This is a genomic window from Gordonia sp. AC31, from assembly GCF_031844505.1.
GTDB lineage: Bacteria > Actinomycetota > Actinomycetes > Mycobacteriales > Mycobacteriaceae > Gordonia > Gordonia hongkongensis.
The window spans coordinates 1-21,612 of record NZ_JAUZVK010000037.1; the positions used below are offsets into that span (position 1 = coordinate 1).

Consider the following 21,612-nt stretch of genomic DNA (forward strand, 5'->3'; position numbering starts at 1 on the left):
CGCATGTTCCGGTACCTTGGAGTCATGCCAGAGCTCACCACGCTCCTCGATCAACTCATCGACACCAGCCCGCCCGCCGACGACCCAACAGGCAGAGAAACACTCGACGCCCTCGACACGTGGCGCCTGATCCGCAACCTTGCCGATCATCAGATCGTCACGCACGCAGCGCAACTCGACGTCATCGGCGTCGCACAGAAAGCCGGCAGCACCACCAAGAAGCTGCTGATCGAGTCAGGCCACGCCCCGGCGGCCGCTCTTCGCACCATGCGCAGTGTCGACGCCCTGCCCACTCTGCCGGCCACAGCGCGGCATGCCGCCGACGGGCGGCTGTCCAGCGAGGTCGTCGACGCCATCGTCCGAGGCATGCACCAGATCGACAAGCGTTGTGGTGAGGCGCTTTCCGACGGTGACCGATCCCAATACGAAAGCGACCTCATCGCACAAGCGTTGTCCGGCGCGACCCCGACACAGGTCCTAGAACACGCCCGCGCGATCGCCAACGACCTCGCCGACGACTCCGACACCGGCCTTCCCGCGGCCGACGACCCATCGATGAACGCGGTCACCGCCCACACCACCGACGACGGCCGGGTCGAGGTGCGTGCCGACCTCACCCAGGTCGTGGGCGAGAAGTTCCTGACGATGATCGACGAACGGTCCTGCCCAAAACCCGAACCCGACGGCGCCGCCGACCGACGCACCGCCGAGCAGCGCCGCGCCGACGCGTTCGAGTTGATCCTCGACCAAGCCGCGATCGGCGCGACCATCGATACCGTCGGAAGTCCACGCACGCAACTGATGCTGACCATCCCCGCCACCGGAGAACTCGCAACGCTGCCGTGGACCGGGACGGTCAGCCATGCCACCGCGAAACAGGTCTCCTGCGACGGATCCCTGACCGAGATCATCCTCGACAGCGAAGGCGTACCGCTGCAGATGGGCCACACCCACCGGTTGTATCCGGCACACCTCCGCAAAGCAATCATCATCCGCGACGCCTGCTGCATCAAATGTGGTGCACCGCCATCACATACCCAGGTCCACCACATCAAGCCGTGGGCCGACGGCGGACCCACCGACCTCGACAACGGCTGCCTGCTCTGCCAACGCTGCCACACCCAGGTCCACCACCACGGCTGGGACATCGTCATCGGTTACGACCGGCACCCTTGGCTCATCCCACCCGCGTCGATCGACCCGCACCGCCGGCCACTACCCGCCTACAACCGACGCACCATGCGACTCGACGACGCCGCTTGACCACACCTTCGCGCAGCACCTTCCGCACCCGGGCCACACCCGGGACCGCATCCGTCCCTTGACAACTCCACAGTGAACACCCCAGTCGGCTCCGTACCCGGTCAAATATCGTGGGCCAGGCACGGCCCGCAGGGGGCCGCGAAACCTGGAAGCGAGCTTGCGGGCCGCCCCGCCCCGCTCCCTGGGTCGCGAGCCGCGAGCGTCCCTTCTGCTCCCTGATCCGAAAGGACTGCAAAAACCCTGCTCCATGATGTGCGAGGAGTGCCAGCGACGGCGACGCATCTCACCAGGCCCCTTCATGACGGCCTCCGCAAGCTCCGGCCTCCTCGGGGAGCAGTAGTCGGCCGCGCCCTCCGGAGTGTGGAAAGCGACCCGCTGGGTCAAGCAGAGCAACTATGAGCAGACGTCGGGCCGGCGACCGGCAGACCTCAACTTGACCGGCAGACTTCGATCGAGGTCTAGGAGTCGAGTTGAAGTCTGTCGGTCACGAATCGGGGCGGGTACGCGAGACAGTCGACAGTCCCGCCGGCTGAGGTCCACTGCGCTCCTTGGTAGAGCCTTCCGGGAGGCGGAGGTGGCGCCTCAAGTTGGAGCGCCTTCCTCGTCGGTCACCAGGTCGAGGCGTACGCCCAAGAGGCGGACCGGGCGGTCGATGTCGAACCTGGTGAGCAGGTCGGCGACCACCGACTCGAGTTCGGTGAAGTCGAGACTGGGCGCGGGGAGCTTCCTCGACTTGGTGCGGGTGTAGAACGTCGTGGTGCGGACGGTCACCGCGACCCGGAACGGCAGGCGTTCCTCGCCGACCACCTGATCGAGCAACTCGCGCAGGAGATCCGCGGCGGCGGCGCGCATCTCGGTGGCGTCGCTGAGGTCGGTCGCGAACGTGCGGGACTTGGAATGCGAACGCGCCAGCCAGGGTTCGGCGGTGATCGTCGAATCACCGCCGCCGCGGCAGAGGACATACAGCCAATTGCCCTGGTGCGGACCGAAGGTGGCGATCAAGTCGTCGCGCGGAGCGGCGATCAGCTCGGTAACCGTATTGATCCCAGCGGCGGCGAGCTTCGCCGACGTCTTCGGCCCGACGCTCCACAGGTCGCGGGTGGGTCGGTCCCCCATCAGTTCCAGCCAGTTGCGGTCGTCGAGCACGAACACGCGCGGTGCGTCGACACCGCTCCGCGCGCCGCCGGGCGGACGCTTGGCGAATCCGGTGGCCATCTTGGCGCGCTGCTTGTTGTCGCTGATCCCGACGCAGCTCGTGAGCCCGCACCGGTCGAGGATCTCCGAACGGATCCGTTCGGCCAGGTCGATGATGGCCGCGTCGTCGAAGGGGTCGACCTCCGCCCCGCGCGCGCTCACCCCCAGGTACGCCTCGTCCCAGCCCCAGACCTCGACCGGGTGACCGGTGGCCCGCAGGACGTCCATGACCTCGGCGGACGCCGCGTCGTAGGCGCCCATGTCGAGCGGCAGATACACCGCGTCGGGCAACTTGCGGTGCGCCGCCCGCAACGGCATCCCCGCACGGACGCCCACGTCGCGCGCCTCATACGACGCACAGGTGACCACTTTGCGCGCCTCGGTCGGATCGCCGTTGCCGCCGACGATGACCGGCACCCCGACCAGTTCGGGGGCCCGCAGCCGCTCGACCGCCACCTGGAACTGGTCGAGATCGACGTGCAGGAGCCACCGATAGCGCTGCGAAACCGACGTGGTCACGACGCCCAGAGTAATCGCCGCGTGCCCGGTGGCCGATCAGATCAGCCGGCGACACAGATGTCGACCTCGCCCAGACCCATCGACCGGCACGAGGTGCGCAACGAGTGCGGGTTGTACCGCAGCACGGAGAGGGAACGGTCGGCCCCACCGCCGGCGTCGGCGAACGCGGCACTCGCAGCGGTGATGTGAGCGGCCAGCTCCGCACGGGTGGTCGGGTCGGACATCGCCACGGCGTGGGTCAGCACCTTCTCCAGGAGGGCGCGATCCCGATGCAGCGGCGGGGGCATGAGATTGAGTGCGGGCGAGGCGGTCCCACAGTTCGTCGGGTCGGTCAGCGCGTGCGTCGCGGCGAGCAGGTACGCGACGGCCACCAGCGCCGAATGCCGGGCATCGTGGCCGGCGGCACGGTACGCCCGCACCGCCTTGGACGTCTCGACGTCCGTGGCGATCGGATCACCATCGGGACCACCGAGACCCAGGACGGCCAGCGCCTCGTCGTGCGGCGACGAGACCTGTTCGGCAGCAACAGCTTCGGTTCGCATCAGCCGAAGCCGCGCGATGATCGCCCGGTGCCGGTGCACGGCCGCGTCGACCTCACGCATCAGGTCCGGCGTCACCCCGAAGTCCGCGGAACTCTCGGCGAGTGCCGCGTACCCGGTCAGGACGATCGACTCCTCGATGTCGATCGCCTGGCCGATCGCCGACGACGTGAGAAACGTGCGCGCACCGCGTCTCGATGCACCCACAGACACAACGCTGGTCAACGTCAACCCCTCCACTCAGACCACGACCGTCGACGACCTGTCGAACCATGACGATCGTGGACACCGACGAGGAGCGAGATCCCGCCCCTCGAGTCGACCCCCTACGCCCCGGCACCCCCACACGATGTCGGCCATCGGCGCAGTGCGAGGATACGCCGAGCACGGATCGTTTGTGAGTCGAATGACTGAACACGCCGGTGCGGCGCCCGTTTCGGGACCAAAGGCCCTGTCCCGGCGGGCCACCGGCAACGACCATGTAAGGGGCGACCGGCATCAGGAGGGGGACATGCTGCGATTCCTCGCCCGCGAACTCCACTGCTGGCGCGTGATGCACGCATCGTCGAATGGCCTGGTCCGCCGCGCCGACCGCCTGGAAACCGCGACACTCGTGATGTTGTGGATCGCAGCACTCGCCGGGCTCATGGTCGCCCTGACCGTCGGGGGCAACACCTATGCGGCGCACAAGGCGACGATCGAGCACCAGGAACCCCGACATTCGGTCAGCGCCACCATCATTCGCACGTCCGTCGAGGGCAACGGGGAATCACGCATCGGTGCACCGAGTGCCGGCGTCCCGGGCGTCGGCGTTCCGAGCGCCGACGTGGCGAACGACAGCGGCCAGAACACCACCGACCACACCACCGTGGCGTGGCAGGACCCGAACGGTCACCGGCTCACGGCGACCGTCGGCGCCGAGCCACTCGACGCCGTCGGCCGGGTCCGGACCGTCTGGCTCGATGACACCGGTGCGGTGGTGGGCCCGCCCGTGACCACGACGGACGCCGTGATGGAGGGCCTGATCGCCGGTGCCGGGGTGGTGATGCTCGTCGTGCTCGTCTGGTGGGGCTCGACCGTGCTCGTGCGCCTGGTCGCCGATCGGCACCGGTCACGAGAGTGGGACGCCGCGTGGCGTCAGTTCGACATCGACAGCCACCCCTGACCGACGACCTGCGCGTCGGCACGCGGGTCAGCCGCTGACGACCGCCCAGATGACGAACGCCACCCAGGCCACGGCGCCCAGGATGTTGATGACGAGCGCCGTCGTGGTGAGGGCATCGCGGCGGCCACCGGCACGCGTGATGCCCACGACCGTGAGTACCAGGCCGACGATCGTGCCCAGGCACAGCGGAAACCCGAGAATTCCCACGATGAGTCCCGCCAGTCCGAACGCATTCACCTTCCCCGGTTCCGGAATCGGTTGCGCCGAACCGGGTTGCGAGATGTGGGCAGGAGGGGCAACAGCCTGGGGTGCGAGGGGCTGCGGGACGACCGGTTGTGTCACGGGCCGCGCCGCTACCACTGATGTGCCGGCGGGCATCCGATGCAGCCTCGGCCACTGGTCCGGCCGCAGGTCCACCGGTCCGACGGCCGCGAACACCGCACCCGGTTGGACGGCGGCGCCCGACCGCAGGTCGAGGCCGTGCACCGTGCCCGCGACCGGTGCGTCGATCGTCACCCGTCCGGCCGGGGAATCGACGGTCGCGAGCGGTTCCCCCGCGCGTACGGGCTGGCCGTTGCGCACCGAGACGGCGGCGATCACCGAGCCGCCGGGCAACGCGGGGAACGCGATTCGACGACCCGATGCGTCGACCGCCGGGCCCACGGTCCGCCGCGGATCGGTCTCGCGCCCGGCGTCGAAGCTGTTGGCCTCGGTCCCCGGGACGACGTTGGTCGAGCGGAGGAGCCCACCCTGCGCGACGACGACCTTCGGGTCGCCGATCCGGGCGACCCGGCCGACCGACGACAGCGCGGACTGCAACATCGGGATGCTGCTGGTCCCGCCGGTGACGTAGACGATGACCGGCCCGCCCGGACCGGTACCCGCGGCGTCGGCCCGCGCGATCGCGTCCCGGGTCAGCTCGACGGCCCGCTCCACGAACGGTCCGATCATCGCCTCGAACTCGCGTCGCGTCAGCAGCAGCGTGTGCCGGGTGCCGGGGAGTTCGATGACGGCCTGCGCGGTGTCGGACAGCGCTTCCTTCGCCGTCCGCACCCGATCGGCCAAGGCGATCGCGGCGGCCGGGGATCGGAGCCGGCTCGGGAGGTCGGGGTCGAGTTCGGCGGCCTCGTCGTGCACCCAACGGATCATCCGGGCGTCGAGGTCCCGGCCGCCGAGGTGGTTGTCGCCGCCCGACCCGGTGACGGTGAACCCCTCGGCGCCGTCGCGGACGAGGACCGCCACGTCGCACGTGCCGGCGCCGAAGTCGAAGACACACATCCGTTCGCCACCACTGACGTCATGTCCGCGGTACACGTAGTACCAAGCGGCAGCGAGTGATTCGGAGGCGACACGCAGTGCGTCGGCGGGGATGCCGGCCCGCTGCGCCGCGCGCCGGAGGACGTTCTTGCGTCGCTCGCTCCAGCGGTCCGGATGGGTCAGCACGATCGAGTCGAACATCGGCAGTCCGCTGTGGCGCAACGCGGACTGATGCACGTGCCGCAGCACTGCGGCGATCAGATCCTCGACCGGCCAGAACCGGTCGCCGAGTTCGATCTCGCCGTCGTCGATACGCGACTTCGGGGTGTCCTCGAAGGCGTCGGGTGCCTGCAACCTCCGCTGCACCGCGTCGTGACCCACCACGACGGTCGCGTCAGCCGCGAACACCGCCGACGGCATCGCGGGTCCACCCGGGCCGAGCGGCACGATGACCGGCTCGCCGAACCCGACCCGGTACGCGGCCGCGGTGTTGCTGGTGCCGAAGTCGATACACAGTCGCCGCCTGCTCTCCTGCGCCACGTGGCCACCTCCTCAGGTGCAGATCGTTACACATGACAGCGGGTTTCATCCGGCGGGCGCTCGAAGTACCCGGGCGATCGACTTGCGCACGTTGTCGACCGCGATGATCTGGTTGCGGAGATCCTGGGCGATCTTCTCCCGCTCGGCCGCCGACTTCTTGGCATCGGCAGCGGCGTCGTTCAGGATCTTCGTCGACTCCGCGAGGAGCCGCTCGAGCAGTTCGTCGTAGGCGATCTGCAGGTCACCGCTGGCCTGCGCCTTGATCGACTGCAGCTGCGACCGGACGTCGGCCTTCATGTCGGCGACCGCCTTCGTCAACCACTTGCGGTGATTCTCCTTGCCGACCTTCGACGCCCGGAACCCGACGACGACGCCCGCCCACACCGGTACCGCCACCACGTTGACCACCGGGATGATCGCCAGCGGGCCGCCGGCGGCGACGATGGAGAGCAGGATCGGGTCGACCATGTTCTTCCACGGCGAGATCTTCTCCTGCTCACGGAGCTTGAGCTCGCCCGCGCTGCCGGCGATCTGCCCGACCAGCTCGTCGGAGATGGCGGCATCGGCGAACAGCGCGTCGGCGATCCGCTCGATCCCGGCCACGAACGAGGCGCTCACCTCGCGCGCGGCGGCCTCGAGGTCGACGGTCATCTGCGCGATCAGCTCCTGGCCCGCCCGGTGCGGTTCGTAGAAGCGCAACTTGTCGATACGCGTGGACCACTGGCCCAGCAGTTTGTCGAAGCGGTCGCGCATGAGGTCGTCGGTCTGCAGCGACGCCGCGGTGATGTCCTGCGTGAGTCGCGCCCGCCATTCCCGACGCCGATCCTTGAGGCGCTGGAGCCGGTCGCGTTCGGCTTCGATGTCGGCTCGGTCGGCGGGAGTCGCGGTGGCGGCCTTCATCTCCAGGACCAGACGCGTGCGGACGTCGTCGAGCCCGGCGAACGTCAGCTGTAGCGCGTTGCGCACCGGCGACGCGGCCCCGTCGCGGACCAGCGGTGTCAGGGCGTCGACGAGTTCGGGAACTCCCGACGCCGCGAGGGCCCGTTCACGACGGTCCGGATCGGGGATCGCCGCGGCCTGGGCGGCGATGCGGTTGGACACACCGATGATCGGGATGTGCGCGAAGCGAGGTGCGTTGGCGCCGATCAGCTTTCGGTTCTCGGCCACGATCGTCCGCCACTGCCGCATCACGAGGTCGGTCTTGGTGACCACCAGCACCACCGAGGCGACCTCCTCGCTGACACTGCGCAGGAAGTCGAGTTCGGGTGCGCTGAGCGGTGCGGTCGCGTCGCACACCATCACCAGTACCGACGCGCCGCGCGCCGCGCTGACCGCGGCCTCGACGTGTTCGGGGACCAGCGACCCGACACCCGGTGTGTCGACGACGGTGACGCCGGGCAGCACCGTGGCGTCGACCCCCACCCGCGCCGAGACCGGGGGCACGAGAACGGAATCGACGGGCGTGCCGGGCGCGAGACGTTCCGCCGGCACCCCGGCCGCGCGGCGCCCGCCGACGGTCACCCAGTCGGACAGTTCGGTCGCCGGGATGCGGTGGGCGGCACCGGGGAACTCGACGAGCGCGGTGCCGGCGGGCAGGTCGTCGGTTGCAGGGGTGAACCGGACGTACACCGAGGTGGTGATCTCGGCGTCGACGGGCGCGAGGTCGCCGACCCCGAGAAGCGTGTTGACCAGCGAGCTCTTGCCCCGGCTGACCTCGCCGATGACGACCACGGTTCCCTGCGGTGCCGGTCGGTCGCGGACGCGGGTCGCGCGGTCGGCGATGGCGTCCTCGCCGTGCTTGCGCAATGCGTCGATCGCCGAGCGCAGGACCGCCTCCGGCGTCGGCGTCGCACTCTTGGCCGGGGCCTTCTCGAGTCCCTTGGCCCCAGCCCCGGACATGGCGGCGGGTTCGCTGGAAGTCACCGTCTGCTCTCCTCGTTCACCCTGCGCTCCTCGTCGTCCATCACGTCAGTTGACCCACAGTCCGCGCCGGACGAGTTGGTAGGTCTGCTCGAGCACCAGCAACGCCTCCCGTTCGGCCGACGTCGCCGCGAAGGCGCGCCGCGACCGGCAGTCGGTGGCCCGCTGCCGCGCGGCGTCCGCGATCGCCGGTGGTGCGGCATTCGGCGGCAACGACAACAGCACGCGCACATCGCGACTCGCGACGACGACGTTGAGCTCACCGACCAGTTCGCTGTCGGGCTGCCACCGGGCGAGTGCCTCGAGCGCGGCGATCTCGCGGAGCCGGTGCAGCGCCGGGGACGTCTCGGCCTCGTCGATCGCCTCCAGGAAGACGTCGCGTCGCGGACTGCGGTAGGCCGACTCGCGCAGCGCGGCCAGCACCGTGCGTGCCTTGAGGATGTCGCCGACGGCCAGGAATCGTCGGCCGATGGCCAGCCGCAACTCGTCGATGCCCGAAACCCGGTGCAGCCATTCGCTGTACGCCCGTGCACCCTGCCGCGCGATCTCGCCCCCGGCGTCCATCGCATAGGTGCCCACGAGTTGCTCGAGCCGGCCCAGTTCGTCGACGTCGATCCCCGGCGGCGCGGGCATCCCGCCGTCGAGGATGGTCAATAGCTCCCAGGACTCGAGCTGTCCCCGGCGCGAGATCTGGGCGGTCTCACGTTCGGTGACCCCGCAGACGCCCGCCTCGGCCATCAGCCCGGACACGGCGACCACGGCGCCCGCGATCGCCGGGAAGCGTCGCCAGACCCGGCGAGCGATCTCCTGCGCCTTGAGCATCGGGTTGTCGGCGGCGATGAGGTCGGCCTGGGAGATCACCAGGATGGTGTTCTGCGCCGACGCACCGGCGTCGGCGAGAAAGGCGACCTCGTCGGCCTTCGGTCCCGCGGCGTCGTCGAGCAGGAAGAGGACGACGTCCGGCCGGGCCAGCCTGCTCTGCCCGCCGAACACCCGCCGGGTCGCGATCTCGGCGGTGTCGGTGAAACCCGAGAGGCCGGGGGTGTCGATGACGCGGAAGCGCTCGCGCAGCAACCGGGAAGGGGTGTGGACGATCGCGTGGTCGATGTCCTCCGGTGGCCGGCCGAGGTCGCCGCGCATGGGTCCGGGGAGTTCGGTGACCGTGCCGTCGAGTCCGATGACCTCGACCCGCTGCGGGTTGCCCTCGGTGTAGAGGGCGGCGACGCGGGTGCACTCGGCGCGGTCGGTCGGGGCGACGCGGTCCCCGACGAGGGCGTTGAGCAGCGTCGACTTGCCGGAGCTGACGCGTCCGACGAGCGCGACGGTCAGCGGTTCGGCGAGTCGGGCCCGCAGGGCGGGAATCGTCGCCGGGTCCGGCGCCAGCAGGCCCACCTCGTCGAGCAACTGCTCCACGCGACCACGCACGGTCATGCGCTGTTCCACGAGATCTGACCTCCCGAGACTTCTTCCGATCCGGCGGGAACATTCCGGGCTCGGCGACACTCCTAGGTACGTGCCGAGAATTGTCCATCACTCCTCGGCGCCCGGCAGTCGACCGGATGACAGAGATACCTGCGGAGGCGAACGACCATGACCGACGACCTCGACGATGACAGCGGCTTCGACGACTGGCTACGCGACACCGACCCGCCCGGCGAGCTGAGCGTGCCCGAGGGCGCGTGGGAGACCGCCGTCGGAACCGCATTCGACCCGTCGTACGAACTCGACACCGACCTGACCGCCGCACCCGGGCCGGATCCGGCGGACGAGGAGTTCGACGGCGAGGTGCCTGCGGAATCCGACCTCGCGGGTGACGATCCGATCGGTGGTGACTTCGGGGACGACTCCGGGGAAAGCTCTGACGACGTCTTCGGCGACGACGGGGATCCCGTCGTCGATCCCGTGGAAGACGGGACATTCGATGACGACTTCTGAGCTGCGCGGCACCGAAAGTCGCGATGTGCTGCCATGGTCGGGGCACGGCCCTACGATGAGCGGGTGCAGTCGTTGATCGACGAATCCACCTCTGGCGCGGACCTCCTCGAACGCGCCCGCGCCGGCGATCAGGCGGCCTTCACCACGCTCGTCGAACAACATCGAGACCGGCTGTGGGCCATCTGTTTACGCATCACCGGCAATCAGCACGACGCCGAGGACGCCATGCAGGACGCGCTCGTCGCCGCGTGGCGGGCCATCGGCAACTTCCGTGGTGACGCGCAACTGTCGACCTGGCTGTACCGCATCGGGTCCAACGCCGCGCTCGCCCGGATCCGCAAACGCACCGACGCCGACGACATCGCCGACCACGACCCGATGAGCCATCTGGACGTCGCGGCGCAGGTCGTCGTGTCCGACCGGATCGCCGAAGCGTTGGCGCAGGTTCCCGACGCCTATCGGGCGACCTTCGTGCTGCGCGTCTACGGCGAGCTCAGCTACTCCGAGATCGCCGAGGCCCAGGGCATCGGCCTGCAGACCGTGCGCAGTCGCATCTCCCGCGCGCGGTCCCTCCTGTCGGAGTTGCTGGCCGATCTGCGCTGACGGGGGTACTCCCCGCGAATGATCCCGACGCGACTTCGAGGCCGTGGGGAACAAACCGGGGCAGACTCACCTCCAAGTAACCAGAAGCACTTCACAACCCGCCGGCACCACCGCGCCGAAACCCGAAAGGACCCACCATGAGCACCGAGATCCCCGCCGACGCCGTACTCGTCGACACCGACGGCGACGGAGCCGTCGACGCCGCACTCACCGACGTCGACGGTGACGGCACCACCGACGCCATCCTCGACACCGACGGCGACGGCCAGGCCGACTCCATCGCCTACGACACGAATGCCGACGGCGAGATCGACATCATCGAAGCCGACACCGACGCCGACGGCTACACCGACATCGCCGTCGCCGACACCGACGGCGACGGCACCTTCGACACCGCCGTCGACGACGAAGGCAACGTCGAGGTCGGCGACTTCGGCAGCATCGACGGCGGCGACGCCGTCTGAGTTCGACGTTCTTATAGCCCGGAGCCTCGCTGAGCGAGGCTCCGGGCTATAAAGCTGTGTGGGAACGATCGGCGGAATCGAGTTCGCGGTACCGGTCTGGGCGACGGCGACCGCGCTGGTACTGGTGCTGGTGGTCGCGTGGGTGTTCGGCGTCGTCGCCCGGTGGTTGCTGCGCCGACGCGCCCGCCTCGACGCGACGACGGCGATGGTGCTGTCGATCCTCGGCACCGCGCTCGGCCTCTACATCGCCGGCCTCGTCGACAAACACCTCCGGGTGTGGAGCGTGACGACGGTCGTGTTGGGATTGATCAGTTCGGTCGTGGCGGTGGGCGCGTACGGCCTGCTCGCGGCCCGGTTGCAACGGCAATCGAATACCCCTGTCGCGCAACTGCTCTCCGATGGCGAATCCGATCGACTCGAGTTCAAGTCGACCGCCCGGGTCAACCTGCGCAGCGGCGAGAAGGACCCGCGCATGGAACAGGTGATCGTCAAGACGGTGTCGGCGTTCCTCAATTCCGACGGCGGCACCCTGCTCATCGGTGTCGCCGACGACGGCACCCCGCTCGGTCTCGAACCCGACTTCGCGACGCTGAAGGTGCCCGACGCCGACCGTTTCGAACTGTGGCTGCGCGATCTGCTGACCACGACCCTCGGCCAGAACACCGCGGCGGCCGTCGGTATCGCCGTCGAATCGGTCGCGCGGCCCGACGGATCGGGGGACGTCCCGGTCTGCCGGGTGACGTGCTCACCGTCCCCGCGGCCGGTCTACCTGCGGGCCGGGAAGAACGCCCCGCCCGAGTTCTGGGTGCGCGCGGGAAACTCCACCCGCCAACTCACTATCGACGCGGCCGCCGACTACGTCATGCACCGATGGCCGCTCGACGCCGGGCGGGCGATCGCGGCCCAGGTGCGCGCCGCCATCCGGTTCTCGGCGGGGTGAGCCGAAGTCTCGTCCCCATGAGCGACCTCGAAGGGCACATTGCCCTCCCACGACACTCACGGGGACGACACTTTCCACACCCGGCCCGACGAAGCCTAGGAACCGGTCCGTCGCGCCTGGCCACGCCCAAAGCCGGCACGACTACCGCCTGTGACCACCCCGGAGCCACCCAGATCCGCACCACGGTCCGGTTCTCGGCGGGGTGAGTCAAAGTCTCGTCCCCATGAGCGACCTCGAAGGGCATATTGCCCTCCCACGACTCTCACGGGGACAACACTTTCCACACCCGGCCCGATCTGACGAAACCACCGACCGGTTCCGTGCGTCAAAGCAGGTGTGACTTCGGATTGTGGCGTGTACTCGCTGAGAGAACTGACCGCGATGGGCTGGGCGCCCGATGCCATTGCGCAGGCGCGCAAGGCCGAGACCCTGACGTCGCTCCGATACGGCTGGGTGCGGACGTCCGCGGCGGACCCCCACGTCGTGTCCGCGGTGACGGCCGGAGGTGCGCTGTCCTGCATCAGCGCGCTGCGGTTCCATCAGCGGCGCGGCCTGCCGGATCTTTGGATACCGCCGGGCCACAACGAGACCCACGTTCGTCTCAGCAAACACGCGAAGTCAGCCACGAAGCCCAGCGGCCCGTTCCGGTGGTGCCAGGGCTTCGGCCGCCCGCTCCCCGTGACGACGGCCGTCGACCCGATCGCCGTGGCGGTCGGCTGCGCCGCACGGTGCCTTCCGGCCGAGGAGTGGATAGCGGTGGTCGACTCGGTCCTCAACGCCACCGACTTGACCATCCCGGACCTCCAGGCCGAGATGGGTCGTGTAACCCGTGCGGTCTCGGCGATGTTCGACCGATGTGATGCCCGTTCGCAATCCGGCATCGAGTCGCTCGTCCGGCTCCGGCTCATCGCCGCGGGATTCGACGTGGAGGTGCAACCGTCGATCGGCGACCGCGAACACGCTGATCTCCGCACGGGTTCGTTGCTCATCGAGTGCGACGGCGAGTCGTACCACTCCGACCGAGCCGCATTCCGCAACGACCGTCGGCGGGACCGGATGACCATGCTCGACCGCTGGATGACGATGCGCCTCACCTACGACGACGTGCTGTACGACTGGGAGGAGGTCCTCGAGGAGATCCGCGCGCTGACACGCCCCGACCGGCACCGCATCCGCCGACGGGGCGACCCTTCGTGACGGCCCTCCGCCAGCTCCGGGCGCTCCTCAGCTCAGGGAGAAGGGGCAGGGCGTTCTTTCGGATTAGGGAGCAGAGGGAGGGCATCGCTTGCACCCCACACAGCAGCGGTTCTGAGGTTCTTTCGGATGCGGGCGAACGTCTCCGAATAAGGACCGTAACTGTCCGCATGCCCTGAGAAGCTGGTGTCACACCACAACCCCAGGAGGAACCGTGAACTGGACACTCGAACTCGTCATCCTGCCGGTCAGCGACGTCGACCGGGCGCGAGACTTCTACTCCAAGATCGGCTTCAACGTCGACCACGATCACGTCGTCTCCGACGAGATCCGGTTCGTCCAGATGACCCCGCCCGGGTCGGCGTGTTCCATCGCCTTCGGCAAGGGACTGAGCGACGCGGAACCGGGATCGGTGAAGGGTCTGCAGGTCGTCGTCACCGACATCAACGAGGCCCGCGAGCAGCTGCTCGCGGCCGGCGTCGACCCCGGCGAGATCGACGAACAGGCGTGGGGCCACTTCGTGTACTTCGACGATCCGGACGGCAACCACTGGTCGGTGCAGTACATGCCGTACCGCCAGAACTGAGCCCAGGTGGCTACCGTGGGATATGCGCTCCCCCATCGACGACTACCTCGAACGCGTACTCTCCGAATGCCGCGACGACGACGGCGGTGAGGTCGCGACCGGCAATCGTGAACTCGAGCAGGCGGATCCGTCGTCGTTCGGTATCGCCCTGGCCACTATCGACGGCACCGTGTACACCGCCGGCGACGCCGATCACGAGTTCTCCATCCAGTCCATCGGCAAGGTACCGGCCTACGCGCTCGCCCTGCGCGACCGCGGGCTCGACGCCGTACTCGAACGCGTCGACACCGAACCGTCCGGCGACGCCTTCAACGAGATCTCGCTCGAGGCCGAGACCGGTCGGCCGCGCAACGCGCTGATCAACGCGGGCGCCGTCGCCGTGCACGGGATGGTCAACGGCGCGGATCCCAACGAACGCGTCGACCGCGTCATCGACCTCGTCAGCACTCTCGCCGGACGCGAGGTCTCGGTCGACAAGGAGGTCCACCGCGCCGAACTCGCCTCCGACGACCACAACACCGCGCTGGCCTACCTGCTGCGCTCGGCGGGCAAACTCGACTGCGAACCCGACGAGGTCGTCGACGGGTACGCAGCCCAGTGTTCGATCCGGGTCTCCTGCCGCGACCTCGCCGTCATGGGGTCGGTACTCGCCAACGGCGGACTGTCGACCGGCGACGACGAGCGCCTCCTGGAAGGCTGGATCACCCGGCACGTCCTGTCGGTCATGGCCACGTGCGGCATGTACGACGGCAGCGGCAGCTGGATGGCGACGGTCGGAATCCCCGCGAAAAGCGGTGTCAGCGGCGCGATCCTGGGCGTATTGCCCGGCCAGGTAGGGCTCGCGGTGTGGTCGCCGCAGCTCGACAGACAGGGCAACAGCGTGCGCGGCGTCGCCGTTTTCGAACGGCTGTCCCGCGACATGGAACTGCACATGATGCACGTGGCCCCCACCGGTCGGCCCGCGCTGCGATCGGTGACCGAACACGACGGCACTACAGTCGTCGAGCTGCAGGGCGACGTGCGCTTCGCGGGTGCGGAAATCCTCGCCAACCGTGCGTGCGAGGGGTTCGGCACCGACGCCGTCGTCCTCGATCTGACCCATGTCCGCGTGATGGACGACGCCGCCCGACGACTGATCGGCGAGGTGGCCCGCCGCCTCGGAGACGACTACGACGTCCGCATAGAAGACCCCGATGACATTTTCGACGACGCTTCGGCTGACGACGACTTCTCTGATGGCGACGACACCCCGGACAGCGACGACACCCCGGACAGCGACGACTCCTAGAGATCTCGGGACAAGTCCTGGCCCGGGGCAGTCAGCTCGCGGCGCTTCGCCAGCGGCGGCACGCCGAACCAGCGTCGGCAACTGCGGGTCAGCGTGCTCTGCTCGGAGTATCCGATCTGCCGCGCCACCGCCGCCAGCGGGACACCCCGATTCGACAGCAGTGAGACGGCGAGGTCGCGGCGCGCGTCGTCGACGAGTTGCTCGAACGTCGCGCCCTCGTCGGCCAGACCCCGCTGCACCGCACGCGGGTGCATCATCAGCAGCTTCGACACCGCCTCCAGCGTGGCCGCCCCCGCCGGCAGGGCGCGCACGATCAGCGCCGAGACCGCCTCGCCGAAGGCCCTCTCGCGATCGTGTCCGGTCATGAATCGGATGGCCACGTCGTAGGCCAGGGGGTCGACCCGCCGCAACGTCTGCTGCATCACCCCGCGCGGGAAGACCACCAGGTTGGCCGGCGCCTCGAACTCGACCGGGCAACCGAAATAGTCGGTGTAGACGCGCGGCTCGGACATCGCCGGGTGCGCCAAGGTGATCCGGTTCGCGCGGAAGCCGTGGCCCAGCGTCATCGCGAACGTCGACCGGGTGACGCCCATCGCGAGTTCGACGACGTGCGGCCGGTACGGCACACGCTGCAGCACGGTATCGAACTCGTAGGCGACCTCCCGCTCGCCGTAGTGCATCTGGGCGGTGATGGCCGGGCTGTACACGTGCGCGAAGGCCGAGACCTGTCGAAACGAGTCGCCGACGGTCTCGGCGTTGCGGGCCGCGATCGCGACCGGGCCGAGGATGTCGGGGTCCTGCCGGGCGGCGAGGCGCAGCCCGAAGTCGGGGACGTCGAACTCGGCCGCGCACAGACCGATGACCGTCGACAGAGCGGTGAACGGGACGAACCGGTCGTACGCGCCGACGACGGCCGGGTCGATGCCGACGCGGCCGAGGATCGCGCGGGCATCGCCATCGTGTTCGGCAATCAGTTCGGGTAACTGACTGAGCGAGGATGCGCAGATCAGGTCGGCCATGGCATCAACTGTCAAGAAGTCGTCATGAGATGTCAAGAAATCCGATCTGGGTGGGAGTGATCATGGACACACGCCGCCGACCGCTCGACGGCCGACACACTCAGCGAGGAGTACCCATGACCACCATCGACACCATCCGCTCGAGTTTCTTCATCGACGGCGGCTGGCGCGCGCCGGCCGGTTCGGCGACGATCCCGGTCATCTCCCCGCTCACCGAGGAGCAGTTCGGCTCGGTACCCGAGGCCACCACCGCCGACGTCGACGCGGCCGTCGAGGCCGCCCGCACCGCGTTCCGGTCGTCGGGCTGGCGCGACCTGTCCCCTGCCGACCGTGCCGCACACCTGCGCCGGTTCGCCGACGAGCTCGACAAGCGCGCCGAGGACCGCGCGTCGGCGGTGACGTCCGAGAACGGCATGCCGATCGCGCTGGCGCGGTTCGCCGAGGGCGCCGCGCCGGTCCAGCTGCTGCGCTATTACGCCGACCTCGTCGAGGCCACCCCGGTGGAGGAGACGCGTACCAGCCAGCCGTTGCCCGGCTCGACGATCGTGCGCCGCGAGGCCATCGGCGTCGTCGGGGCGATCGCGCCATGGAACTTCCCCGCGATCCTCTCGATGTTCAAGATCGCGCCCGCGCTGGCCGCCGGCTGCACCGTGGTCCTCAAGCCATCCCCCGAGACGAGCCTCGACGCCTACGTCCTCGCCGAGGCGGCCATCGCCGCCGACCTGCCCGCCGGTGTCCTCAACATCGTCAACGGCGGCAGCGAAATCGGCCGCCACCTGGTGTCGCACCCGCACGTCGACAAGGTCGCGTTCACCGGCTCGACCCCGGCCGGCCGCGAGATCGGCCGCGTCTGTGGCGAACTCATCCGTCCGGTGACCCTCGAACTCGGCGGCAAGTCCGCAGCGCTGGTGCTCGACGACGCCGATCTCGAGCAGACCGTCGGCGGACTCGCCACCGCATCCCTGCTCAACACCGGACAGACCTGCTACATGTCCACCCGAATCCTGGTGCCGGGCAGCCGTTATGACGAGTACCTCGACGCCATCAGCGCGATGTGCGCGTCGCTGCCCGTCGGCGACCCGATGGACGAGACCGTCGCGGTCGGTCCGCTCGCCAGCGGCCGGCACCGGGATCGGGTGCTGTCGCTGATCGAGCGCGGCCGCACCGAGGGTGGCACGGTCACCACCGGTGGCGGGACGCCGTCGGGTGTCGACCGCGGGTTCTTCGTCGAGCCAACCGTCTTCGCCGGCATCGACAACTCGGCCACCATCGCCCGCGAAGAGGTCTTCGGTCCCGTCCTCACCGTGCTGCGCTACGACGACGTCGACGACGCCATCGCACTGGCCAACGACTCGTCGTACGGGCTCGGCGGAACGGTGTGGACCTCCGATCCCGATCGCGGCGTCGACGTCGCCCGTCGCGTCGAGACCGGCTCGTTCGGCGTCAACTACTTCAACCTCGACTGGGGTTCGCCCTTCGGCGGCGTCAAGGCCAGCGGCATCGGCCGCGAGCTCGGCCCCGAGGGCCTGGCCGCCTACCAGAACCTCAAGTCGATCTTCCTGCCCGCCTGAGCGGTCGACTCCCCACGCACTCTCTCGCCCAACGCATCTCCCACATCATCCCAAGGAGGCGATCGGCCATGTCCGATGCCGGAGTCACCGCTGCCAAGGCACTGGTGAACGACACCCTCGCCCTGCTCGACCGGCTCACGCCCGCCGACTGGGCGGCCGACAGCGCCTGCCACGGCTGGCGCGTCCACGACGTCGTCACCCACATGGGCTTCTTCTTCAACTTCATCGCCGACCCAGACCTGGTCTTCCCCGACAATCCGAGCGGAAAGTCCGAGCGACTCAACGACGCCGCGGTACGCGAGCGGGCCGACTGGTCGTCGGAACAGGCTGTCGAGTACTACCGCGCGCAGTCCGAGGCCGGCCTCGCCACCCTGGCCGCGTTACAGGGCGAGGACCTGCGGGACCAGCCGCTGGACATGCTCGACCTGGGCACCTACCGGCTGCGCCAGCTCAGCGACGCCGTCGCCTTCGACCACCTCGTGCATCTCACCAGCGACCTGATGCAACCGTTCGGACCGCTGGACGCCGCTGAGGTGTCGGTGAGCGCGGCCATCGATCCCGCCATCGACTGGATGATCGCCGGGCTGCCCCAGATGAACTGTGCGGCACTGTATCCCACACTCGAGCGACCGATCGGCCTGCGGCTCACCGGCGCGACGGATCGCTCGTTCGTCCTCGACCGGGACACCGCGGGCACGATCGTCACCGTGCGCGAGACCGCCGACCTCCCGGCCGACGTCGCCACCTCCTCGGCCACCGACTTCCTGCGCTGGGGCACCACCCGCAGCGCCTGGCGGTCAGCGGTCACCGTCAGCGGCGACCGGCAGCGCGTCGCAGGCGTCCTTGACGCCGTCGACATCGTCTGACCTCACTCATCGCCAGACGCATCCACGTCAGATCGTCTCACCCAGAACAGAAACGGAGTACCCCCATGTCCGAGTACCTGAAGGACAAGGTCATCGTCATCACCGGCGCCGGAAGCGGCTTCGGCAAGCTGATCGCGGAGAAGACCGCGGCCGCCGGCGCGCACGTCGTCGGAGTGGACGTCAATGCCGACAACGTCAATGCTGTCGTCGACGGTATTCGCGCAGCCGGCGGGTCGGCGCTCGCCCAGGTCGCCGATGTCACCGACATGGAGCAGGTCGCCGCAGCGGCGACGGCCGCCGTCGAGAAGTTCGGCGCCATCGACGTTCTCGTCAACAACGCAGGCGTGATGCCGCTGGCGTACTTCGCCGATCACTCGCGGGCCTGGCAGAAGTGGCACGCCGCCATCGACATCAACATCAAGGGCGTTGTCAACGGCATCTCCGCGGTGTACGACCAGATGATCGCGCAGGGTCGCGGACAGGTCGTCAACATCTCGTCGATCTACGGCAATGCCGGCATCGAGGGTTCGGGCGTGTACAGCGCGACCAAGGCCGCGGTCACCACCATCTCGGACTCATTGCGCATCGAGGCCAAGGGCAAGATCAAGGTCACCACCGTCAAGCCGACCGGCATCACCGGCACCAACCTCGCCAGCTGGATCGTCAACGACACCGCGATCATGGGCCTCGTCGGCCAGCGCGCCGCCTCCTACGGCGAGCACGTCACGGCCCTCGTGAACGACGACCTGCCCGCCGAACTCACCGACGTCGACTCGATCAAGTACTGGCTGATCAAGCCCGAGGATCTCGCCGACGCCGTCGTCCACGTCATCGACCAGCCGTGGGGCATCAGCCTTTCCGATGTCACCGTGCGTGCCAGCGGTGAGGACTACCTGTACTAGAACGACTCGCCCCACTCATGCACGAGGAGTGTTGATGTACCCCGGAGCCCATCTCTCCACCCGCCCGCACGACCCCGCGGTCATCATGGCCGACTCTGGTGAAACGGTCACGTTCACCCAGTTGGAGACCCGGTCGGTCCAGGTCGCCAGGGCCCTGGCCGACCGTGGTCTGCGTCCCGGCGACCACCTCGCGGTGCTCGCCACCAACTCCGCGCGGATCTTCGACATCTATTGGGCGGCAATGCGGTCGGGCCTCTACCTGACGATGGTGAACTGGCACCTCACCGCCGCCGAGAGCGCCTACATCGTGACCGACTGCGGCGCGAAGGCCCTCATCGTCGACGCCGCTCTCGCCGACCTCGGCGCCGAGCTGATCCCGCTCACCCCCGGCGTCGAGACTCGCTTCGCCTACTCCGGCCGGATCGAGGGTCACGAGGACCTCGACGCCGCCGCGGCGACGCAGTCGACCGAACCGCTCGCCGACCAGCCGCGAGGCGCGGACATGCTCTACTCGTCCGGCACCACCGGACGACCGAAGGGCATCAAACCCGAACTGCCGAACCGGCAGGTCGACGAGCCCGGCGACACCATGATCGCGATGAACCAGTCCGTGTGGGGCGTCGGTCCCGACACCGTCTACCTGTCGCCGGCACCGCTGTATCACGCTGCGCCGCTTCGCACCTGCGCCTCGGTGCAGGCGCTTGGCGGCACGGTGGTGGTGATGGAGCGGTTCGACGCGGAACGGGCGCTGGCCCTCATCGAGGAACACCGCGTCACCTATAGCCAGTGGGTGCCGACGATGTTCGTGCGCATGCTCCGACTTCCCGAGGAGGTGCGGGCCCGGTACGACACGTCGAGCCTGAAGGTCGCGGTGCACGCCGCCGCGCCGTGTCCCGTCGACGTCAAACGGGCCATGATCAACTGGTGGGGTCCGATCCTGTCCGAGTACTACTCGTCCACCGAGCTCAACGGTCTCACCATCGTCGACACCCCGGAGTGGCTGGAGTACCCGGGCACGGTGGGGCGCGCCGTCCTCGGCACGATCCGGGTCTGCGATCCCGAGGGCACCGAGGTGCCGCCGGGAACGATCGGCACGATCTACTTCGAGCGCGACCGGCTGCCCTTCGAGTACCACAATGACCCCGAGAAGACCCGTGGCGCACAGCATCCCGAGCATCCGACATGGACGACCACCGGCGATGTCGGTTACGTCGACGACGATGGCCACCTGTTCCTCACCGACCGCGACTCGTTCCTGATCATCTCCGGCGGGGTGAACATCTACCCGCGGGAGATCGAGGATGCACTCCTCGCCCACCCGTCGGTGCTCGACGCCGCGGTCATCGGCGTACCCGACCCCGATCTCGGCGAGCGGGTGACGGCGGTCGTGCAACCGGTCTCGGGGCAGGACGCCGGCGACGAGCTCGCCGATGCATTGTTGGATCACCTCCGACCGCGGATCGCGAAGTTCAAGCTGCCGCGCGAGGTCATCTTCCGGGACACGTTGCCGCGCACGCCGACCGGGAAGCTGGTCAAGCGGAAGCTGTGACCCTTCGTGACGCGCCCTCCGCAAGCTCCGGGCGCTCCTCAGGGAGCAGAGGGATGGCCGTCGCGAACTTCGAAAGTACATTCGTGAGCGTCTGAACTCCATGCTCCCTGAGGTGCGAGCGAAGCGAGCCACGAAGGGGCTCGCAAGGTGCCTCACCAGGCCCTTCGTGGCTCGTCGCCAACGCTCCTCGCACCTCAGGGGGCAGGGTGTGACGCTCCTCAGGGAGCAGAGGCCGGAGGGGGTCGCGCTCCCTGAAACCGCGCACCGTGGCATCTGGCCGGTCCTAGACTTGCCGGAT

General features: G+C 68.8%; 19 protein-coding genes. 13 read left to right on the forward strand and 6 right to left on the reverse strand.

The window, feature by feature from the left end; all coding sequences use genetic code 11:
• The first annotated feature begins 3 nt into the window (after positions 1-3).
• Positions 4-1,263: a DUF222 domain-containing protein gene (locus Q9R39_RS23135; RefSeq protein WP_311278335.1), complete on the forward strand. Its 1,260-nt coding sequence runs from the start codon at positions 4-6 to the stop codon at positions 1,261-1,263.
• 582 nt (positions 1,264-1,845) lie between these two features.
• Here Q9R39_RS23135 and Q9R39_RS23140 read toward each other — a convergent pair.
• Together Q9R39_RS23140 and Q9R39_RS23145 are read right to left on the reverse strand one after the other, a co-directional pair.
• Positions 1,846-2,976 carry a DNA polymerase IV gene (locus Q9R39_RS23140; RefSeq protein WP_311278326.1) on the reverse strand — a complete coding sequence of 377 codons (1,131 nt, stop codon included), beginning with the start codon at positions 2,974-2,976 and terminating at the stop codon, positions 1,846-1,848.
• Between the two features lie 41 nt (positions 2,977-3,017).
• Complete coding sequence (locus Q9R39_RS23145) at positions 3,018-3,722, reverse strand: hypothetical protein (protein ID WP_311278327.1); 705 nt, start codon at positions 3,720-3,722, stop codon at positions 3,018-3,020.
• A 304-nt stretch (positions 3,723-4,026) separates the two neighbouring features.
• On the opposite strand from Q9R39_RS23145, the gene Q9R39_RS23150 reads away from it, so the two are divergent.
• The gene (locus Q9R39_RS23150) at positions 4,027-4,680 is read left to right on the forward strand and encodes a hypothetical protein (protein WP_311278328.1); all 654 of its coding nucleotides are present in this window, start codon (positions 4,027-4,029) and stop codon (positions 4,678-4,680) included.
• A gap of 27 nt (positions 4,681-4,707) precedes the next feature.
• Here the strand turns inward: Q9R39_RS23150 and Q9R39_RS23155 are convergent, their stop codons facing one another.
• The 3 genes from Q9R39_RS23155 to Q9R39_RS23165 all read right to left on the reverse strand — a co-directional run bounded on the left by Q9R39_RS23155 (position 4,708) and on the right by Q9R39_RS23165 (position 9,828).
• Positions 4,708-6,477, reverse strand: coding sequence for an Hsp70 family protein (locus Q9R39_RS23155; RefSeq protein ID WP_311278329.1), 1,770 nt, complete (start codon positions 6,475-6,477; stop codon positions 4,708-4,710).
• 45 nt (positions 6,478-6,522) lie between these two features.
• Positions 6,523-8,376 carry a dynamin family protein gene (locus tag Q9R39_RS23160; protein ID WP_058253902.1) on the reverse strand — a complete coding sequence of 618 codons (1,854 nt, stop codon included), beginning with the start codon at positions 8,374-8,376 and terminating at the stop codon, positions 6,523-6,525.
• Between the two features lie 69 nt (positions 8,377-8,445).
• Positions 8,446-9,828, reverse strand: coding sequence for a dynamin family protein (locus Q9R39_RS23165; protein WP_311278330.1), 1,383 nt, complete (start codon positions 9,826-9,828; stop codon positions 8,446-8,448).
• A 159-nt stretch (positions 9,829-9,987) separates the two neighbouring features.
• Here Q9R39_RS23165 and Q9R39_RS23170 point away from each other — a divergent pair, with 159 nt between their 5' ends.
• The 7 genes from Q9R39_RS23170 (at position 9,988) to glsA (ending at position 15,407) form a co-directional block, all read left to right on the forward strand.
• The gene (locus Q9R39_RS23170) at positions 9,988-10,332 is read left to right on the forward strand and encodes a hypothetical protein (protein ID WP_311278331.1); all 345 of its coding nucleotides are present in this window, start codon (positions 9,988-9,990) and stop codon (positions 10,330-10,332) included.
• Between the two features lie 63 nt (positions 10,333-10,395).
• Positions 10,396-10,935, forward strand: a complete 540-nt coding sequence (locus Q9R39_RS23175; RefSeq protein WP_068970782.1) for an RNA polymerase sigma factor — start codon at positions 10,396-10,398, stop codon at positions 10,933-10,935.
• Positions 10,936-11,072: 137 nt separating this feature from the next.
• On the forward strand, positions 11,073-11,399 hold the full coding sequence (locus tag Q9R39_RS23180) for a hypothetical protein (RefSeq protein WP_078113060.1): 327 nt from the start codon (positions 11,073-11,075) through the stop codon (positions 11,397-11,399).
• Positions 11,400-11,457: 58 nt separating this feature from the next.
• The gene (locus tag Q9R39_RS23185; protein WP_078113059.1) at positions 11,458-12,339 is read left to right on the forward strand and encodes a helix-turn-helix domain-containing protein; all 882 of its coding nucleotides are present in this window, start codon (positions 11,458-11,460) and stop codon (positions 12,337-12,339) included.
• Between the two features lie 381 nt (positions 12,340-12,720).
• Positions 12,721-13,536, forward strand: a complete 816-nt coding sequence (locus Q9R39_RS23190) for an endonuclease domain-containing protein (RefSeq protein WP_396275740.1) — start codon at positions 12,721-12,723, stop codon at positions 13,534-13,536.
• Between the two features lie 211 nt (positions 13,537-13,747).
• Positions 13,748-14,119: a glyoxalase superfamily protein gene (locus Q9R39_RS23195; RefSeq protein WP_058253291.1), complete on the forward strand. Its 372-nt coding sequence runs from the start codon at positions 13,748-13,750 to the stop codon at positions 14,117-14,119.
• 22 nt (positions 14,120-14,141) lie between these two features.
• On the forward strand, positions 14,142-15,407 hold the full coding sequence (glsA, locus tag Q9R39_RS23200) for a glutaminase A (protein ID WP_311278332.1): 1,266 nt from the start codon (positions 14,142-14,144) through the stop codon (positions 15,405-15,407).
• Here the strand turns inward: glsA and Q9R39_RS23205 are convergent.
• The gene (locus Q9R39_RS23205) at positions 15,404-16,426 is read right to left on the reverse strand and encodes an AraC family transcriptional regulator (RefSeq protein WP_065629277.1); all 1,023 of its coding nucleotides are present in this window, start codon (positions 16,424-16,426) and stop codon (positions 15,404-15,406) included. The genes glsA and Q9R39_RS23205 overlap by 4 nt on opposite strands.
• A gap of 116 nt (positions 16,427-16,542) precedes the next feature.
• Between Q9R39_RS23205 and Q9R39_RS23210 the strand changes: the two genes are divergently transcribed.
• The 4 genes from Q9R39_RS23210 (at position 16,543) to Q9R39_RS23225 (ending at position 21,314) form a co-directional block, all read left to right on the forward strand.
• A complete protein-coding gene (locus Q9R39_RS23210; protein WP_311278333.1) occupies positions 16,543-17,997 on the forward strand; it encodes an aldehyde dehydrogenase in 1,455 nt (484 codons plus the stop codon).
• Between the two features lie 68 nt (positions 17,998-18,065).
• The gene (locus tag Q9R39_RS23215) at positions 18,066-18,863 is read left to right on the forward strand and encodes a maleylpyruvate isomerase N-terminal domain-containing protein (protein ID WP_137809775.1); all 798 of its coding nucleotides are present in this window, start codon (positions 18,066-18,068) and stop codon (positions 18,861-18,863) included.
• Between the two features lie 65 nt (positions 18,864-18,928).
• Entirely contained in the window at positions 18,929-19,765 is an 837-nt protein-coding gene (locus Q9R39_RS23220; protein WP_137809774.1) for an SDR family oxidoreductase, read from the forward strand.
• Positions 19,766-19,799: 34 nt separating this feature from the next.
• On the forward strand, positions 19,800-21,314 hold the full coding sequence (locus Q9R39_RS23225; protein WP_311278334.1) for an acyl-CoA synthetase: 1,515 nt from the start codon (positions 19,800-19,802) through the stop codon (positions 21,312-21,314).
• Positions 21,315-21,612: the final 298 nt, after the last annotated feature.

Excerpts from the sequence above, each read along its gene's own strand:
- Q9R39_RS23135 (WP_311278335.1), top strand. The coding sequence starts at position 4 with ATGTTCCGGTACCTTGGAGTCATGCCAGAGCTCACCACGCTCCTCGAT.
- Q9R39_RS23150 (WP_311278328.1), top strand. The coding sequence starts at position 4,027 with ATGCTGCGATTCCTCGCCCGCGAACTCCACTGCTGGCGCGTGATGCAC.
- Q9R39_RS23160 (WP_058253902.1), bottom strand. The coding sequence starts at position 8,376 with ATGTCCGGGGCTGGGGCCAAGGGACTCGAGAAGGCCCCGGCCAAGAGT.
- Q9R39_RS23165 (WP_311278330.1), bottom strand. The coding sequence starts at position 9,828 with ATGACCGTGCGTGGTCGCGTGGAGCAGTTGCTCGACGAGGTGGGCCTG.
- Q9R39_RS23170 (WP_311278331.1), top strand. The coding sequence starts at position 9,988 with ATGACCGACGACCTCGACGATGACAGCGGCTTCGACGACTGGCTACGC.
- Q9R39_RS23180 (WP_078113060.1), top strand. The coding sequence starts at position 11,073 with ATGAGCACCGAGATCCCCGCCGACGCCGTACTCGTCGACACCGACGGC.
- Q9R39_RS23190 (WP_396275740.1), top strand. The coding sequence starts at position 12,721 with ATGGGCTGGGCGCCCGATGCCATTGCGCAGGCGCGCAAGGCCGAGACC.
- glsA (WP_311278332.1), top strand. The coding sequence starts at position 14,142 with ATGCGCTCCCCCATCGACGACTACCTCGAACGCGTACTCTCCGAATGC.
- Q9R39_RS23205 (WP_065629277.1), bottom strand. The coding sequence starts at position 16,426 with ATGGCCGACCTGATCTGCGCATCCTCGCTCAGTCAGTTACCCGAACTG.
- Q9R39_RS23210 (WP_311278333.1), top strand. The coding sequence starts at position 16,543 with ATGACCACCATCGACACCATCCGCTCGAGTTTCTTCATCGACGGCGGC.
- Q9R39_RS23215 (WP_137809775.1), top strand. The coding sequence starts at position 18,066 with ATGTCCGATGCCGGAGTCACCGCTGCCAAGGCACTGGTGAACGACACC.
- Q9R39_RS23220 (WP_137809774.1), top strand. The coding sequence starts at position 18,929 with ATGTCCGAGTACCTGAAGGACAAGGTCATCGTCATCACCGGCGCCGGA.
- Q9R39_RS23225 (WP_311278334.1), top strand. The coding sequence starts at position 19,800 with ATGTACCCCGGAGCCCATCTCTCCACCCGCCCGCACGACCCCGCGGTC.